Annotated in this window: 18 protein-coding genes; 13 read left to right on the top strand and 5 right to left on the bottom strand. The window is 67.5% G+C overall.

The window, feature by feature from the left end:
* Positions 1-582 precede the first annotated feature (582 nt).
* From AC1KAR_RS15995 to AC1KAR_RS15975, 5 genes are all read left to right on the top strand, one after another.
* A complete protein-coding gene (locus tag AC1KAR_RS15995; RefSeq protein ID WP_480319405.1) occupies positions 583-2,013 on the top strand; it encodes a CmpA/NrtA family ABC transporter substrate-binding protein in 1,431 nt (476 codons plus the stop codon).
* Positions 2,014-2,017: 4 nt separating this feature from the next.
* Entirely contained in the window at positions 2,018-2,896 is an 879-nt protein-coding gene (gene ntrB, locus AC1KAR_RS15990) for a nitrate ABC transporter permease (protein WP_480319403.1), read from the top strand.
* A 71-nt stretch (positions 2,897-2,967) separates the two neighbouring features.
* Entirely contained in the window at positions 2,968-3,855 is an 888-nt protein-coding gene (locus AC1KAR_RS15985; RefSeq protein ID WP_480319401.1) for an ABC transporter ATP-binding protein, read from the top strand.
* Between the two features lie 37 nt (positions 3,856-3,892).
* Complete coding sequence (gene cynS, locus AC1KAR_RS15980) at positions 3,893-4,336, top strand: cyanase (protein ID WP_480319399.1); 444 nt, start codon at positions 3,893-3,895, stop codon at positions 4,334-4,336.
* Between the two features lie 164 nt (positions 4,337-4,500).
* Positions 4,501-4,968, top strand: coding sequence for a nuclear transport factor 2 family protein (locus tag AC1KAR_RS15975; protein WP_480319397.1), 468 nt, complete (start codon positions 4,501-4,503; stop codon positions 4,966-4,968).
* On the opposite strand, the gene AC1KAR_RS15970 is transcribed toward AC1KAR_RS15975, so the two are convergent.
* The gene (locus AC1KAR_RS15970; protein ID WP_480319395.1) at positions 4,949-5,977 is read right to left on the bottom strand and encodes a M14 family zinc carboxypeptidase; all 1,029 of its coding nucleotides are present in this window, start codon (positions 5,975-5,977) and stop codon (positions 4,949-4,951) included. The two genes, AC1KAR_RS15975 and AC1KAR_RS15970, sit on opposite strands and share 20 nt — an antisense overlap.
* A gap of 74 nt (positions 5,978-6,051) precedes the next feature.
* Here AC1KAR_RS15970 and AC1KAR_RS15965 point away from each other — a divergent pair, with 74 nt between their 5' ends.
* The 6 genes from AC1KAR_RS15965 (at position 6,052) to AC1KAR_RS15940 (ending at position 9,037) form a co-directional block, all read left to right on the top strand.
* Positions 6,052-6,201 carry a hypothetical protein gene (locus AC1KAR_RS15965; RefSeq protein ID WP_480319393.1) on the top strand — a complete coding sequence of 50 codons (150 nt, stop codon included), beginning with the start codon at positions 6,052-6,054 and terminating at the stop codon, positions 6,199-6,201.
* 52 nt (positions 6,202-6,253) lie between these two features.
* Positions 6,254-6,718: a YbaN family protein gene (locus AC1KAR_RS15960; protein WP_480319391.1), complete on the top strand. Its 465-nt coding sequence runs from the start codon at positions 6,254-6,256 to the stop codon at positions 6,716-6,718.
* A 146-nt stretch (positions 6,719-6,864) separates the two neighbouring features.
* Positions 6,865-7,977 (top strand): GGDEF domain-containing protein, encoded by a 1,113-nt coding sequence (locus AC1KAR_RS15955; protein ID WP_480319389.1) that lies wholly within the window; start codon positions 6,865-6,867, stop codon positions 7,975-7,977.
* Positions 7,978-8,077: 100 nt separating this feature from the next.
* Entirely contained in the window at positions 8,078-8,287 is a 210-nt protein-coding gene (locus AC1KAR_RS15950) for a DUF3606 domain-containing protein (RefSeq protein ID WP_480319387.1), read from the top strand.
* 110 nt (positions 8,288-8,397) lie between these two features.
* Positions 8,398-8,520, top strand: a complete 123-nt coding sequence (locus AC1KAR_RS15945) for a hypothetical protein (RefSeq protein WP_480319385.1) — start codon at positions 8,398-8,400, stop codon at positions 8,518-8,520.
* Between the two features lie 103 nt (positions 8,521-8,623).
* A complete protein-coding gene (locus AC1KAR_RS15940) occupies positions 8,624-9,037 on the top strand; it encodes a globin family protein (protein WP_480319383.1) in 414 nt (137 codons plus the stop codon).
* Positions 9,038-9,166: 129 nt separating this feature from the next.
* Here AC1KAR_RS15940 and mltA read toward each other — a convergent pair whose 3' ends face one another.
* On the bottom strand, positions 9,167-10,390 hold the full coding sequence (mltA, locus tag AC1KAR_RS15935; RefSeq protein ID WP_480319381.1) for a murein transglycosylase A: 1,224 nt from the start codon (positions 10,388-10,390) through the stop codon (positions 9,167-9,169).
* Between mltA and AC1KAR_RS15930 the strand changes: the two genes are divergently transcribed.
* Positions 10,323-10,472: a hypothetical protein gene (locus tag AC1KAR_RS15930; RefSeq protein WP_480319379.1), complete on the top strand. Its 150-nt coding sequence runs from the start codon at positions 10,323-10,325 to the stop codon at positions 10,470-10,472. The two genes, mltA and AC1KAR_RS15930, sit on opposite strands and share 68 nt — an antisense overlap.
* On the opposite strand, the gene AC1KAR_RS15925 is transcribed toward AC1KAR_RS15930, so the two are convergent.
* Together AC1KAR_RS15925 and apaG are read right to left on the bottom strand one after the other, a co-directional pair.
* A complete protein-coding gene (locus tag AC1KAR_RS15925) occupies positions 10,469-12,538 on the bottom strand; it encodes a site-specific recombinase (RefSeq protein ID WP_480319377.1) in 2,070 nt (689 codons plus the stop codon). The genes AC1KAR_RS15930 and AC1KAR_RS15925 overlap by 4 nt on opposite strands.
* Entirely contained in the window at positions 12,538-12,912 is a 375-nt protein-coding gene (apaG, locus tag AC1KAR_RS15920; protein WP_480319375.1) for a Co2+/Mg2+ efflux protein ApaG, read from the bottom strand. Before apaG ends, AC1KAR_RS15925 begins: the two co-directional genes overlap by 1 nt.
* Positions 12,913-12,960: 48 nt before the next feature.
* On the opposite strand from apaG, the gene rpe reads away from it, so the two are divergent.
* Positions 12,961-13,647, top strand: a complete 687-nt coding sequence (gene rpe, locus AC1KAR_RS15915; RefSeq protein WP_480319373.1) for a ribulose-phosphate 3-epimerase — start codon at positions 12,961-12,963, stop codon at positions 13,645-13,647.
* A 19-nt stretch (positions 13,648-13,666) separates the two neighbouring features.
* Here rpe and AC1KAR_RS15910 read toward each other — a convergent pair whose 3' ends face one another.
* Positions 13,667-14,647 (bottom strand): tripartite tricarboxylate transporter substrate binding protein, encoded by a 981-nt coding sequence (locus tag AC1KAR_RS15910; RefSeq protein ID WP_480319371.1) that lies wholly within the window; start codon positions 14,645-14,647, stop codon positions 13,667-13,669.
* Positions 14,648-14,659: the final 12 nt, after the last annotated feature.

Here is a 14,659-nt window from a genome sequence, read left to right as displayed (position 1 = left end):
AGCACTGTGCGAACAACACCGAGTGGCAACCCGCGAAGAACTCAGCACGGCACGACTCCGCGTGGCTAGCTGCTTGATTCACTGCACGGCTTTCCACAGGCTGCATTCGTACGCCTAACGTCAAATAGGCCGCATGCGCTGTCCGGCCCACTGCGGCCTAATGTCGATGTGTTGCGTCATCATTCCTCCCTGCTGGCCCTATAAACACCGTGCGGATGTCGCCCACAGGCGATCGAATGTCGGCAGTTTAGGCCGCCTAAATTTTCCGGAATGCGTCGGAAACCCGATGCAAACCGACGCCAGCAAACAGGTCCCAGCTTCGTGACTCACAGCCGAAGGTGGGAAGGGTCGCCTCCCCGACCGACGGCGCCTTCCAATCAAGCGGGCGGCCCCGCCCCCATTCGTGGCGGCCATCTTGAGCAGCACCACAGTCGCCAACCCACCCGCTCAGCGCAACCCTTGCATCGCATCCGCCCTTGGGCGGCCTTGTAGTGCCACCCCTACAAAACAACCCCGCCCCCCACGATTTCGCGATGGCGCTCACGTCCCTAGCATGCCTTCCATCACCTCGAAGGAACACGCATGCGCGCCGACACCGACAACCGTTTCGATCCGTACAACGCCGACCGGCCGCTGCGCCTGAGCTGCGCCTGCGGGCAGCACAGCTCGGCCGAGGAGCACCACGCGGCGCTCGGCGCGGCCGATGCCGTGACCGAACTCCGGCGCCGCAGCGAGACCGCTGAGTTCGAGTCGTACTCGAACGACTTCATCGAGGCCACGCTGGTCAAGGCGCTGTTCCCGCAAGACGCCATGCGCCGCCGCCTCCTCCGCGCCGTGGGCAAGGGGTCGGCGATGGCTGCCATCGGCAGCGTGCTGCCCGTGGCGTCGTTGCAGGCGATGGCGCAAGACACGAAGGGCGCGCTGGAAAAGAAGGACCTGAAGATCGGCTTCATCCCCATCACCTGCGCCACGCCGCTGATCATGGCGCACCCGCTGGGCTTCTATGCCAAGCAAGGGCTCGACGTGCAGGTGGTCAAGACGGCGGGCTGGGCGCTCATCCGCGACAAGATGCTCAACAAGGAGTACGACGCCACGCACTTCCTGTCGCCCATGCCCTTGGCCATCTCGATGGGGCTGGGTGCCAACGCCACGCCGATGAACGTGGCGACCATCCAGAACATCAACGGCCAGGCGATCACGCTGGCGATGAAGCACAAGAACAACCGCGACCCGAAGAACTGGAAGGGCTTCAAGTTCGCGGTGCCGTTCGATTACTCGATGCACAACTTCCTGCTGCGCTACTACCTGGCGGAGCATGGCGTGAACCCCGACACCGACGTGCAGATCCGCGTGGTGCCTCCGCCCGAGATGGTGGCCAACCTGCGCGCCGGCAACATCGACGGCTACCTCGGCCCCGACCCCTTCAACCAGCGCGCGGTGTACGAAGAGGTGGGCTTCATCCACCTGCTCACCAAGGACCTGTGGAACGGCCACCCCTGCTGTGCCTTTGGCACCAGCACCGAGTTCATCCAGAAGAACCCCAACACCTTTGCGGCGCTGTACCGTGCGGTGCTCACCTCGGCGGCCATGGCGCGCGAGGCCAAGAACCGAGAGCTGATTGCCAAGGTGATCGCGCCGCAGGCCTACCTGAACCAGCCCGAGACCGTGATCGCGCAGGTGCTGACAGGCAAGTTTGCCGATGGCCTGGGCAACGTGAAGAACGTGCCCGACCGCGCCGATTTCGACCCCATGCCCTGGCAGAGCATGGCAGTGTGGATGCTCACGCAGATGAAGCGCTGGGGCTACATCAAGGGCGACGTGGACTACAAGCAGATCGCCGAGAAGGTGTTCATGCTCACCGATGCGAAGAAGACGATGAAGCAACTCGGCCAGCCGCTGCCCGACGAGAAGCTGGGCGCGTACCCCAAGTTCACGATCATGGGCAAGGTGTTCGACTCGGCCAAACCCGACGAGTACCTCAAGAGTTTCGCGATCTCCAAGCAAAGCGCCTGAGCCCATGAGCCGAACGCGTTCCATGAGTTTCAAGGCGGCGCTTCTGTCGCTGGCGATCTTCGTGCTCGTGATGGGCGCGTGGCATGCAGCCACGCGGCCCACCGCGAGCGCGGCGCCTAAGCTGACGCCTGAGCAGATCGAGTACGCGCGGCTGATGGGCAAGCCGACCGGTGAAGACGGGGCGGCGAGCAGCAGCACGAAGTCGGGCTTCCCGACACCGGCGCAGGTGGGCGGCACCTTCGTCGATCAGCTCTCCAAGCCCTTCTATGACAACGGCCCCAACGACAAGGGCATCGGCCTGCAGCTCGGCTACTCGCTTGGCCGCGTGGCGCTGGGCTATCTGCTGGCGGCGCTGGTGGCCATCCCGCTCGGCTTTCTGATCGGCATGAGCCCGCTGGTGTACCGCGCGCTCGACCCGTTCATCCAGGTGCTCAAACCCATCTCGCCGCTGGCGTGGATGCCGATCGCGCTTTACACGATCAAGGACTCGTCGCTCTCGGGCATCTTCGTGATCTTCATCTGCTCGGTGTGGCCGATGCTCATCAACACCGCCTTCGGCGTGAGCACGGTTCGGCGCGATTGGCTGAACGTGGCCAAGACCCTGGAGGTCGGCCCGCTGCGCCGCGCGTTCGAGGTGATCCTGCCGGCGGCGGCGCCGACCATCCTGACCGGCATGCGCATCAGCATGAGCATCGCCTGGCTGGTGATCGTGGCGGCCGAGATGCTGGTGGGCGGCACGGGCATCGGCTACTTCGTGTGGAACGAGTGGAACAACCTCTCGCTCACCAACGTGATCTTCGCCATCGTGGTGATCGGCGTGGTGGGCATGCTGCTCGATGCGATGTTCGCGCGGCTGCAGAAGGCGGTGACGTATGTCGATTGAGCTTGTCGCCGTGCCGCCCCAGCGCGCGCGCATCCCGTTGGGGAACGGCCCACAAGGGCCATGGGGCCGTCATGACTAAACCGTTCCTGCAGGTCGAAGGTCTCGGGAAGACGTATCCGGGGTCGGCCGAGCCCGTCTTCGACAGCGTCAACTTCGGCATCGAACGCGGCGAGTTCGTCTGCATCATCGGCCACAGCGGTTGTGGCAAGACCACCATCCTGAACGTGCTGGCGGGCCTGGAGCAGGCCAGCGAGGGCCACGTGCTGATGGACGGCCGCGAGATCGATGGCCCGAGCCTGGAGCGCGGCGTGGTGTTCCAGGGCCACGCGCTGATGCCCTGGCTCACGGTGCGCAAGAACATCGCCTTCGCGGTGCGCAGCAAGTGGCCCGACTGGAGCGGCGAGCAGGTCAACGCGCAGGTCGAGAAGTACGTGGAGATGGTGGGCCTCTCTGCCGCCATCGACAAGAAGCCGTCGGCGCTCTCGGGCGGCATGAAGCAGCGCGTGGGCATTGCGCGGGCCTTTGCCATCCAGCCCAAGATGCTGCTGCTCGACGAGCCCTTCGGCGCGCTGGATGCGCTCACCCGCGGCACGATCCAGGATGAGCTTCTGCGGATCTGCGCCGAGACACACCAGACGGTGTTCATGATCACGCACGACGTGGACGAGGCCATCCTGCTGGCCGACAAGATCCTGCTCATGAGCAATGGCCCTCAGGCGCGTGTGGCCGAGGTGGCGGCTAACACCATGTCGTGCCGGCGCGAGCGGGCCACGCTGCACCACGATCCGCAGTACTACCTGATCCGCAACCACCTGGTCGACTTTCTCGTGGCTCGCTCGAAGGAGCTCGCCCACGGCAAGGCCCCCGCGCACCCGCCGGTGGTCACGCCCGGCCTGCCGCCGAGCGAGCCGGCCACCGATTCCCCTGCGCGCAGCGTGCCGCTGCAGCGCGTTGTATGAACTGCCTTTCACCCTTTCACAACCAGAGGAGCAACACATGAGCCGAATCGACGTCACCGAAAAGATCGTCACCACCAAGGTCGCCAAGGGCATCAAGTGGTCCGATGTAGCCACCAAGGTCGGGCTGAGCAAGGAGTGGGTTACCGCCGCCTGCCTGGGCCAGATGACGCTGGACGCCAAGCAGGCCGGCATCGTCGGCGAGATCTTCGGCCTGAGCGATGCCGAGCAGAAGTGGCTGCAGGTCGTGCCCTACAAGGGCTCGCTGCCTACCAGCGTGCCGACCGACCCGCTGATCTACCGCTTCTATGAACTCGTGAACGTGTACGGCACGACCTTCAAGGAACTGATCCACGAAGAGTTCGGCGACGGCATCATGAGCGCGATCGATTTCAAGATGGACCTGCAACGCGAGGCCGACCCGAAGGGCGATCGGGTGAGCATCACGATGAGCGGCAAGTTCCTGCCGTACAAGACGTACTGAGCTTGCGTCGTTCGGAGTGGGCCTTCGAGACCTCAGGCTGAGCGGGAAGTGGACTTCGAAGAGCAAGGTCGCACGAGCACACCCCAGCCGCTCAGCCTGACCCTTCGCTACCTCAGGGCAGGGTCCGCTACGCGGATCGAAGGCCCGCACCATAGGACGAACGCATGGAAACCCGCCCACCCATTCCGCCCTTCAGCGACGCCACCGCCCGCCTGAAGGTGCGTCTGGCCGAAGACGCCTGGAACTCGCGCGACCCGGACCGTGTGGTCGGCGTCTATACCGAAGACACGCAGTGGCGAAACCGCGCCGAGTTCCCTGTGGGCCGCGCCGAGGTGCATGCCTTCTTGCAGCGCAAGTGGGTGCGCGAGCTCGACTACAGGCTCATCAAGGAGCTGTGGGCGTTCGACGGCGCCCGCATCGCGGTTCGCTTCGCCTACGAATGGCATGACGAATCCGGCCAGTGGTTTCGCAGCTACGGCAACGAGAACTGGGAGTTCAACAGCTCGGGTCTGATGATGCGTCGCTACGCCAGCATCAACGACCTCGCAATTGCAGAATCAAAGCGGCTCTTCCATTGGCCGCTCGGCCGGCGGCCCGACGATCACCCCGGCCTCAGCGAGCTGGGCCTGTAGCCGACCACCAGCGCGACAGGCCCTGCGCGTGGTGCTGCTCGCGGCGCGCATCGCGAGGCAACCAACGCGCGTGGCTCGCCGCGGCGCGCGTGATGAAGTCGAGCAAGGGCATGTGCTCGCGCAGCACGCGTTGCTGGCGGTGTTCGATCAAGGGGTTGAAGATGCCGTGCCGCGTGAAGAGCTGGCGCGGGTTCTTCTTCACCCACAGCCAGGAGCCCAGCTCCAGCGTGAGCGGCAGGAACACCTGTTGCGGGTGCCGCTCGCAGGCGCCTAGGTAGAGGTGATCCCACAAGTCGCCGTGCGTGAGGTACTGGCGGCTCTGCGGTTCGAACACGTAGCGGTGCTGCGGGTGGCTGCGGTCAAAGATCGCGCCCAGGGCGTGGACTTCGGCCAGGTGCTGCATCGGCTGCGGGCTGTGTGCGTGCGGAAACCACAGGCGATCGCGCAGGCCGAAGCCGGAGTGGCAGTCGAGCGCGATGGCCAATGGGCGGCCCCACAACTCCTGCTCGACGAACGCGCACAGGGCCGTGCTCTCGGGCTCCATGGCATCACCCTCACGACCTCGGTACCAGGGCAGGGCGGCGCTGCGGCGCTGGCCGCCGAGCAGCATGGGCACACGCTCCAGCGATTCGACCGGCGAGTTGCGCATCAGGTCCACGCCCTGCGGGTTGGCGCGCGTGCCCAGCACCAGCCCGCCGGGGTTGATGACGGGCATGAAGACCAGGCGCAGGCCTTCGAGGAGGCGGTGCAGGTGCTCGTCCCACGCCAATCGCGCGACCAGGTTGCGCAAGTAGGCCAGCACCACCTCGGCGCCGATGCGTTCGAGCCCGTGCACGCCGCCGAAGAAGCCGACGGCCGGCGCGTCGGGCGCATCGCTGCCCAGCGTGAGCCCCCACACGGGCAGCGGGTCACCGCCGGCGTTCACCTCGCGCAGCCGGTGGGAGGCAAGGTGGGGCCGGCCTTCCTCGATCAGGCGCTGCAGTTCATGCAGTTCGGGGGCGGCGTGCAAGTGACCGACCTTAGCGCCTGCGTTTGACCGGGGCGTGACACAAACCCGTCACATGGCGCCGCTACGGTGTGGCCATGACCGGACTGCCCCGCAAACAGAACCCGCTGTGCTCCGCGCACTCGATGGCGGTGATCGGCTGCGCCTTGCTGTGGGGCGTGGTGGAGATGGTGGCGTTGTCGCGGGCGCGCTGGGTGACCAGGCGCGCTGGTTCTCCGCAGGCCTGAGAAGGCGCCGCCACCACGGTGGCCTGCCGTGGCAGCGCGAGTGCACGCAGGCATGCCAACTGCCACTACGATCCGTGGCATGGCGAACCCCGAGTTGACGAGCAAGTCCCGTGCGCGCTGGCTGCGCGCCTTGTGGGTCATGGCGGGCGTGCTGTGCATGCTCACCGGCCTCGTCGGCATCTTCGTGCCCTTGTTGCCCACGGTGCCCTTCGTGCTGCTGGCGGCGTTCTGTTTTTCGCGCGGCAGCGAGCGATGCGAGCGCTGGCTGCTCACCCACCCGCGCTTCGGCCCCATGGTGCGCGACTGGCGCGCCCACCGCGCCGTGCCGCTGCGCGCCAAGCAGCTGGCCACGGTGATGATGGCCGCGAGCTCCATCGGGTGCTGGTTCATCATCTCGTCGCCCTGGCGCTGGGCGCCGGCCGGCTGCTGTCTGGCGGTGGCCATCTGGTTGTGGTCTCTGCCGACGGCGGCGCCGCGGCTGAAAGGCTCGGCCAAGGACGGAGCCCGGGCCGGCTGAGCGTGCCCCAGTTCACGCGCCACAGCTGCTCGGTGTGGCACGGGCCCCGGTTCAGGGGGTGACCCTGTTCATGTGTGTGCTTTCGCGCACGGCGACGAAGGGGTACCTTTCAGTTTCGCCGCGCCACGCCGATAAGCACGTCAGTCATGAATCGAGCCGAAGTCACCCCGTGGGTTGACGCCCTGCTGGGCGTTGACCGGCAGCAGCGCGTGCGCATCAAGCAGTCGCTGATGGCTGCCGGCGTGTACTTCGGGCTGAGCGTGATCGTCGCCGCCGGTGTGCTGGCGGGCGTGATTCCGCTGGTGGCTGCCTTGGGCGTGATCGGTGGTGTGGTCGCGCTGTCCCTGGTCTTCTACGCAGCCATTCGCAGTGGCTTCAGCCGGCGCTTTGTGTCCGACCCTGCACTGACCCAGCTGCAGTGCCTGGGGTGCGTGGTGGCCGCGTGCGCCGCCTATGCCATCGCCGGGCCGGTGCGCGGCGCCATGTTGATGGCGCTGTTGCTCGGTCAGGTGTTCGGCGTGTTCGCACTCACCGCCGTGCAGGCCCGGCGGCTTGCGCTGTTGTCTGCCGCCGCCATCGGCGCAACGATGGCCGCCTGCGCGGTTCTGCAGCCGCTGTCGCACCCCTGGCAGGTCGAGTTGCTTCACTTCCTGCTGGTCTCGCTGATGCTCGCAACGGTGTGCCGCCTGTCGGTGCTGCTGAGCGGCATCCGCGCGAAGTTGCATCACCAACGGGCGCAATTGGAAGGCGCCCTGGCCCAGAACCGGCTGCTGGCCACGCAAGACGAACTCACCGGCCTGTCGAACCGCCGCCACATGGGTACGCTGATCATGGCCGAGCGTGGCCGCCAGACGCGCAGTCGCGCGCCGATCAGCATGGTGCTGATGGACATCGACCACTTCAAGCGCGTGAACGACCAGCACGGCCACCAGGCCGGTGACCAGGTGCTGCAGATCTTTGCCGATGTCATCAGCAACGCCTTGCGCGGCGGCGACGCCATGGCCCGCTGGGGCGGCGAGGAGTTCTTGCTGATGCTGCCCAACACCGGGGCCGACGAGGCGCTGATGTGCGTGGAGCGCATGCGCATGCTGCTGGCCGAGCGCACCTTCGACCACATCGCGCCGGGGCTGAGCATCACCTTCTCGGCCGGCATCGGCGTGTGCTGCCTCGAAGACAAGGTCGACACCATCATCGACCGCGCCGATCGCGCCATGTACCAGGCCAAGACCGGCGGGCGCAACCGCACGGTCGTGGCCTGAGAAGTTGCACTAGAACCCGCCCTGGGGGCTTGCCCGAATCTCAAGTCGCCCGGGCAGCGGCCGATACAACAAGCATCCAAACGCAACCGCCCGTTGTGCCATGCAAACCGACCCCACCTCCACCTATGAACGCCCCTGCCACGCGGTGGTGAACGTGGCCGACCCGCTGGAAGTGGCTCGCTGGTCGTGGCTGCTCGACGTGCCCGACGCGCAAGTCCATCACGCCGTGCGCATGGTGGGCACCAACGGCGACGCCGTGGCGCACTACGTGGAGCTCTACGGGCGCCCCTCCGCCCGGGCGAGCCACTGAGCTCCGCAAAGGCTGGCACAAAGTTCGCTTGATCGGCCTTGACGGCTCGAAACCCCACTCTGAGCCGCTGGAAGCCGCCCAATTGAGTCGGTTTGGATGCTGGAACTCACATGACTGACAAGCAACGTCATCGCCCCCACCCCGTCCCCCACGGCTTTCTGCCGAATTGGGTGCTGGTGGCATTTGCCGGCGCCGCGATCCTGATCGCCGGCCTCGCGCAATCCCTGACCTGACTTTCCCCGAGGCGCCTGCCTCCGCCGCACCGGCCCGGGGCGGCGCGCTGCTTGCATTGCTCCGTTCGGCACGCATCGCCATGCACCGCACGGAGGAATCGCCATGGATCAGTACACCAACGAGTTGGTGAAAGAGAGCTTCGACCTCGTCGAGCCGATCGCGCCGCAGGCGGCAGAACTGTTCTACGCCAACCTCTTCGCGCTCGATCCCCATCTCCAGTCTCTCTTCAAGAGCGACATGGCGGTGCAGGGCGAGCGCCTCATGCAGATGATCGGCGCTGCCGTCGGCCTGCTCGACCAACCCCAGAAGCTCATCCCCGTGCTCGAGCAGCTCGGCCGCCGCCATGCCGACTACGGCGTGCGCGACGAGCATTACGACACCGTGGGCACCGCCTTGCTCAGCACGCTGCAGCAGGGCATCGGGGTGGCGTTCACACCCGAAGTGCGCGACGCCTGGATCGACGTCTACGGCGTGATCGCCAGCACGATGAAGGCCGCGGCGCGGGTGCCGGCTTGAACGGGTCGCAGACCGCAGCCCGCACGGGCTGAGGTCTCGAAGCCGGGCACGGCCTGTGCGGGCCTTCGATCCGCACGCAGTGCGTAGCCCGCCCTGAGGTATCGAAGGGTCAGGCTGCGCGGGTGGTGGTCAGCGTGGCCACAGTACCCACATGCGCAGCGGCTGCTTCATTCGGCCGGCCTGCTGCTCGGCTGCGTCGCCCCAGCCCCAGAAGTAGTCGGCGCGCACCGCGCCGGTGATCGCGCTGCCGGTGTCCTGCGCCATCACCAGCCGGCGCAGTGGCGTGCTCGACAGCGGCTCGGTGCTGTCCAGCCACACCGGGGTGCCGTAGGGGACGCTCTGCGCATCGACCGCGATGGAGCGGCCGGGCGTGAGCGGCACGCCCTGCGCGCCCTTGGGGCCGACCGCCGGGTCGGGCAGGGGCTCTTCGCGGAAGAACACGAAGCGCGGGTTGCTCCACAGCATCTGGTTCAGGCGCTTGGGGTTGGCACGTGCCCAGGCCTTGATGCCCGGCCACGAGGCCTGGTCGGGGCGCAGCTCGCCCTGTTCGATCAGCCATTTGCCAACTGACTTGTAGGGGTGGTCGTTGTGCCCGGCGAAGGCCACGCGTACCAGCTTGCGCTGGCCGTTGGCCTCGGTGAGGTTCAAGCGGCCCGAGCCCTGGATCTGCAGGATGAGCGCCTCCAGCGGGTCGGCCACGTAGGCGAGGGCGCGGCCGCGCAGCGAGGCTTGCGCCGGGCTGCTGGCGTCGAGCTGCTGGCGAGTCCAGTACGGCTTGCGCGTGTTCAGGTCGGCGGGCGGGCCGTACAGCGCGGTACGGAACGCGCCGCCCGGCGTGCGGCGTGCTTCCACGAGTGGCTCGAAGTAGCCTGTCAGCAGGCCGTCGATGGGGCTGCCGTCGGGCGACTCCACACGCCATGGGCGCAGGCGCTGGCGCAGCCAGGTCCGGGCGGCAGCGTCAGTGGGTGGGGTCATGCCACGCGCGTCGGTGCAGATGCGCGCCCACTCGAAGGGCGGCGTGCCGGCGCAGCCGCGCAGCAGGGCGGGCCACCACTCGCTGAGCGCGTCGGATTCCCAGCCGGGCAGCTCGGACCACTCGGTGCTGACCCAGCGGCTTCTGCCCCGTTGCATGACGGCGGGCGTGCTGGCGGCGCCGCTGGCCGGAGCCGAGGTGGCGGTCGGCTGCGACGGCTCGGGCGCCTGCGGGTAGTCTGCGCAGGAGGCCAGCCCGCCTAGAATCGCGGCCGCCGCAAGCAGCCGGCATGCACCTCGGTAGGTTCTCATCATGGGTCTGTTGTTGCTCGAAGCCCTGGCCGCGTTGGCCGTGCTGGTGTTGATCGTGTGGTGGACCATGTTCTCCGGACGCAAGGGCGGCGAGCGCCGCAGCGATCACGACGAGGATCACCGCGACGGCGAGGACAAGGGCGGCGCCTAAGGCGTCACGGGCGTTTCGGCTGCCTTGGGTGTCTTGGGCGGCCACAAGAAGGACAGCGGTGCGCGCCACAGCCGCCGGCGGATCGCACGGTAGATGCGGCTGCGGTCGGTCAGGCGGATGCCGCGCGAGCGCAGCGCCACCTTGAAGGCCAGGAAGAAGCTCACGCCGAGGTTGAACACCCCCGTCAGCGCCACACCGGCCACGCACCACCAGAAGATCGGCTGGCTCACCAGCCCGAAGCCGAGCGCGCCCACGGCCGCTGCCAGTTGGCCAGTGGAGAGCGTCACGTGGCGCACATCGAGCGGCAGCGCGAAGAACGCCGCCAGCACGGGCACCACGCCCAGCATCATGCCCAGCGAGATGTTGGCGGCGAAGCCCGAGATGTTGGCGCGCCAGTAGAGCGCCCAGCGCTGTGCCCGCGCCGAGCCGAGACGCGCCACGATGCGCGGGTTCCAGGCGATGGCGCTGTCGATGCGGTGCCAGACGAACCAGTTCTCGACCCAGCCCGCGATGATCGAGCTGGCGAACAGCAGCACACCGGTGAAGGCCGCATAGAACACCGACGGCCCCAGCAGCGTGAGCGACTCCAGCGAGTGCATCGCCGCCACCTCTCCCGCCAGCGGCAGGCCGAAGGCGTACTGGAATGCCAGTTGCACCGCCAGCACCACCGGCGCCACCGCGATCAGGTTGCCGAAGATGCCGGCCGCCTGCGAGCGGATCAGGTGCGCCACCTCGTCGACGAAGCTTTCCACGGCCTCATCGCTGGCGACGTCGCTGAGCTTGTCGGCCATGGCGGGGGCCGTCATCGCCGGCTGCTTGGTCGCGACCGTGAAGTGCAGCAACTGGATCAGCACGAAGCTGAGCGCGTAGTTCACGCCCGCCATGAAACCGGTCCAGAAGGCCGACAGGCCCACCGCGAGCACCGCGAACTTGACGAAGGTGGTGCCCGCCAGCACCGCGCCGCCACCGGCAGCCTTGCGGAACATCTCGCGGTACGTGGCGCTGTCGCGGGTGATGTAGTGCTCGCCGGTTTCGGCGCTGCGCTCGGCCACCTTGCGCGCGAGCATGGAGTACTGGTGCGCGAACAGCGCGCGGATGCCGCGCCGCGATTCGGCCTTGCGCACCAGTTGTGCGACCAGCCGCACGGCGTCGGGCATGGGGTCGGGGCTCATCACGCAGGTCAGCAGGTCTTCGATGCGGTGCGTGCGCTGGCGCAGTTGGTCGACCTCGAACACCACGTCGACCGAGACGCCGTGTTCTTCAAGGTGCTCGTGCACGCTCTCGGCGCACTGGCGGCACACGGTGAGCAGGGCGCGCAGGTACTGCACCTCGCGCAGCAGGGCGGGCTGGTCGCCGGCGATCACCAGTTCGCGCACGTTCTCGGCCGCGCTGGCGAGCTGGCGAAACGGCGACTGCAACAGCAGCTCGGGGCTCATGCGCTCGCGCAACAGCGGCGAAAAGCCGGAGGCACGGATGGCGGCGCACAGGTAAGTGATGGCGTCGAGGAACGCGGTCTGCCATGCCGGCGTGGCGGCACTGTCGGCAGGCCGCAGCAGCTCGCTGATGCGAACGAGCGTGTCGGCGTCCAGCGCGTCGAGCCAGTCGGCGTCGCTCGCCACCGGGAACAGCAGCCCGAACAGCTCGGCCAGGTTGGTGGTGGCCGGCGTGCCGGGCAGCAGGCGCATGCGCAGGCGCTGCCCCAACTCGGCCCCGAGCCCCATGTTCGGCGGGAAGCCGAAGTCGGCCAGCAAGGCGGTGGTGTTCACCTCGCCCCAGAAGCGTTGCAGCACGGCGCTCACCCGCGCGCGGTGCTCCGGGTGGCGCTCCAGCACGTTGAGCATGTGCCGCAGGCGCAGCAGCGGCGTGGGGGTTTGCTGGTTGGGCAGTGGCTCGGCCGCGCGGCGCAACCAGTCGAGCAGGCGCACCAGCCACAGGTTGCGCTCGGGCAGGCTCGCGTTCGGGTCGGCCGCGTTGAGCAGCGCGCTCAGGTCCCAGTCACCCTTGCCCTTGGTCGTGGACTTGACCTTGGCCCGTGCCGCCTCGCGTGCTCTGTGGAACCAACCCATCAGTGCAGCGCCGACGGAATGGACAGGCCGAACTCGGGCACCTCGGCGGTGAACGGTGAGGCGTCTTCGGTCATGCAGTCGTAGTGGCCGCGCATGCTGCCCTGCGGCGTGCCCAGGCGCATCCAGCTCGTGTATTCGAACTGCTCGCCGGGCTTGAGCAGCGGTTGCTTGCCCACCACCGCCAGGCCGTGCACCTCTTCGACATGGCCGCGTGCGTCGGTGACCCACCAGTGGCGGGCGATCAACTGCGCCGTCACCGGCCCCGTGTTGCGCACGGTGATGGTGTACGAGAAGGCGAAGACGCCGGATTCGATCTGCGACTCTTCAGGCAGGTAGCGCGCGACCACGCTGCAGGTAAATTGGGGTTCGGCCATCCGAGGATTCTAGGGATGCCCTGATGAAGAGACTCCTAGAATTCGCGCATGAGCCCGACCACCTTCCGCATCGCCCCGAGCATCCTCTCGGCCGACTTCGCCCGCCTTGGCGACGAAGTGAAGAACGTCATCGCCGCCGGCGCCGACTGGATCCACTTCGACGTGATGGACAACCATTACGTCCCCAACCTGACCTTCGGGCCGATGATCTGCGAGGCGCTGCGCAAGCACTCGGTGAAGGCCGACGGAACCAAGGTGCCGATCGACGTGCACCTGATGGTGCAGCCGGTGGATTCCCTGGCCCAGGCGTTCTGCCAGGCCGGGGCCGACCTGGTGAGCTTCCACCCCGACGCCAGCACGCACGTGGACCGCACGCTTCAGCTCATCAAGGGCGAAGGCAAGCAGGCCGGTCTGGTGTTCAACCCCGCCAGTTCGCTTGATGTGCTCGAGTGGGTGATCGACAAGGTCGACCTGATCCTGCTCATGAGCGTGAACCCCGGCTTTGGCGGCCAGAGCTTCATCCCGGGCACGCTGCGCAAGATCGAGCAGGCGCGCCGGATCATCGAGAAGAGCGGCCGTGACATCCGGCTGGAGGTCGACGGCGGCATCAAGGTGGACAACATCCGCCACGTGGCCGATGCCGGGGCCGACACCTTCGTGGCCGGCAGCGCGATCTTCGGCAAGCCCGACTACAAGGCGGTGATCGACGCGATGCGGGCCGAGCTGGCCCGCTGAGGCGCGCCGGCCCTTTCGGTCAGAGTTCGATCTTCGACTGCTGACCCACCTTGACCCAGCGCGCGATCTCGTTGCGCTGGAAGGTGCCGAGCTGGGCCGGGGTCATCGGCGTGTATTCCACGCCCATCGCCTGCAGGCGCGCGGCGATCTGCGTCTCGCCCGCCATCTGCGTGAAGGCCTTGTGCAGGGCGTTGATGATCGCAGGCGGCGTGGCGGCCGGCGCAAAGAACGCCTGCCACGAGCTCACGTCGAAGCCCTTGAGGCCCGCGGCTTCGGCCAGGGTCGGTACTTCTGGCATGGCCAGGGCGCGCTTGCCCGACGTGACCGCCAGCGCGCGGATGCGCCCCGAGCGGATGTGCGGCAGCGCCACCAGCGCGGTGTCGATGCTCATCGGGATCTGCCCCGCGATCAGGTCCTGCATCGAGGGGCCGCTGCCTTTGTAGGGCACGTGGGTGAGGTCGATGCCGGCGGCGAGCTTGAGTTGCTCGCCCGAGAGGTGCTGCGAGCTGCCGGTGCCGGCGGTGCCGAACGAGATGGTCCCCGGCGCGGCCTTGGCGGCAGCGATCAGATCCTTCATGTTCTTCATCGGCTGCCCGGCGCCCACCAGCACGACGTTGGAGACGCTGCCGATGAAGAACACCGGCGCAAAGTCTTTCGCTGCGTCGTAGGGCACCTTCTTTTGCAGCGCCGGGATGATCGAGTGCGACGAGATCGTGCCCAGCACGAGGGTGTAGCCGTCGGCCGGCGACTTGGCGGCCGCATCGCTGCCGATCATGCCGCCCGCACCACCGCGGTTCTCGACGATCACGGTCTGCTTGACGATCTCGCCCAGGCGCTGGCCGAGCAGTCGGGCCAGCGAGTCCGAGGTTCCGCCGGCGGCGAAGGGCACGATGATCTTGATCGGCTGCTTGGCGGGCCAGGTGTCGGCCTGGGCATGGGCGCTGCCCAGTGGCAGGCCAGCGGCGGCAAGAGACAGCAGCAGGTTGCGGCGAGAGGTCATGGTCGGTCTCCT

It is taken from the genome of Piscinibacter sp. PDB1-1, from assembly GCF_056675995.1.
This window is presented reverse-complemented; position numbering and strand designations above follow the sequence as displayed.

Bases quoted from the DNA above. Each gene is read 5' to 3' on its own strand.
- AC1KAR_RS15950 (WP_480319387.1), top strand. From the start codon at position 8,078: ATGCAAACCGACCCCACCTCCACCTATGAACGCCCCTGCCACGCGGTG.
- AC1KAR_RS15960 (WP_480319391.1), top strand. From the start codon at position 6,254: ATGCCAACTGCCACTACGATCCGTGGCATGGCGAACCCCGAGTTGACG.
- mltA (WP_480319381.1), bottom strand. From the start codon at position 10,390: ATGGTCCACCACACGATCAACACCAGCACGGCCAACGCGGCCAGGGCT.
- AC1KAR_RS15995 (WP_480319405.1), top strand. From the start codon at position 583: ATGCGCGCCGACACCGACAACCGTTTCGATCCGTACAACGCCGACCGG.
- apaG (WP_480319375.1), bottom strand. From the start codon at position 12,912: ATGGCCGAACCCCAATTTACCTGCAGCGTGGTCGCGCGCTACCTGCCT.
- AC1KAR_RS15955 (WP_480319389.1), top strand. From the start codon at position 6,865: ATGAATCGAGCCGAAGTCACCCCGTGGGTTGACGCCCTGCTGGGCGTT.
- AC1KAR_RS15975 (WP_480319397.1), top strand. From the start codon at position 4,501: ATGGAAACCCGCCCACCCATTCCGCCCTTCAGCGACGCCACCGCCCGC.
- AC1KAR_RS15930 (WP_480319379.1), top strand. From the start codon at position 10,323: ATGGGTCTGTTGTTGCTCGAAGCCCTGGCCGCGTTGGCCGTGCTGGTG.
- AC1KAR_RS15910 (WP_480319371.1), bottom strand. From the start codon at position 14,647: ATGACCTCTCGCCGCAACCTGCTGCTGTCTCTTGCCGCCGCTGGCCTG.
- AC1KAR_RS15945 (WP_480319385.1), top strand. From the start codon at position 8,398: ATGACTGACAAGCAACGTCATCGCCCCCACCCCGTCCCCCACGGCTTT.
- AC1KAR_RS15985 (WP_480319401.1), top strand. From the start codon at position 2,968: ATGACTAAACCGTTCCTGCAGGTCGAAGGTCTCGGGAAGACGTATCCG.
- AC1KAR_RS15965 (WP_480319393.1), top strand. From the start codon at position 6,052: ATGACCGGACTGCCCCGCAAACAGAACCCGCTGTGCTCCGCGCACTCG.
- cynS (WP_480319399.1), top strand. From the start codon at position 3,893: ATGAGCCGAATCGACGTCACCGAAAAGATCGTCACCACCAAGGTCGCC.
- AC1KAR_RS15940 (WP_480319383.1), top strand. From the start codon at position 8,624: ATGGATCAGTACACCAACGAGTTGGTGAAAGAGAGCTTCGACCTCGTC.
- AC1KAR_RS15925 (WP_480319377.1), bottom strand. From the start codon at position 12,538: ATGGGTTGGTTCCACAGAGCACGCGAGGCGGCACGGGCCAAGGTCAAG.
- ntrB (WP_480319403.1), top strand. From the start codon at position 2,018: ATGAGCCGAACGCGTTCCATGAGTTTCAAGGCGGCGCTTCTGTCGCTG.
- rpe (WP_480319373.1), top strand. From the start codon at position 12,961: ATGAGCCCGACCACCTTCCGCATCGCCCCGAGCATCCTCTCGGCCGAC.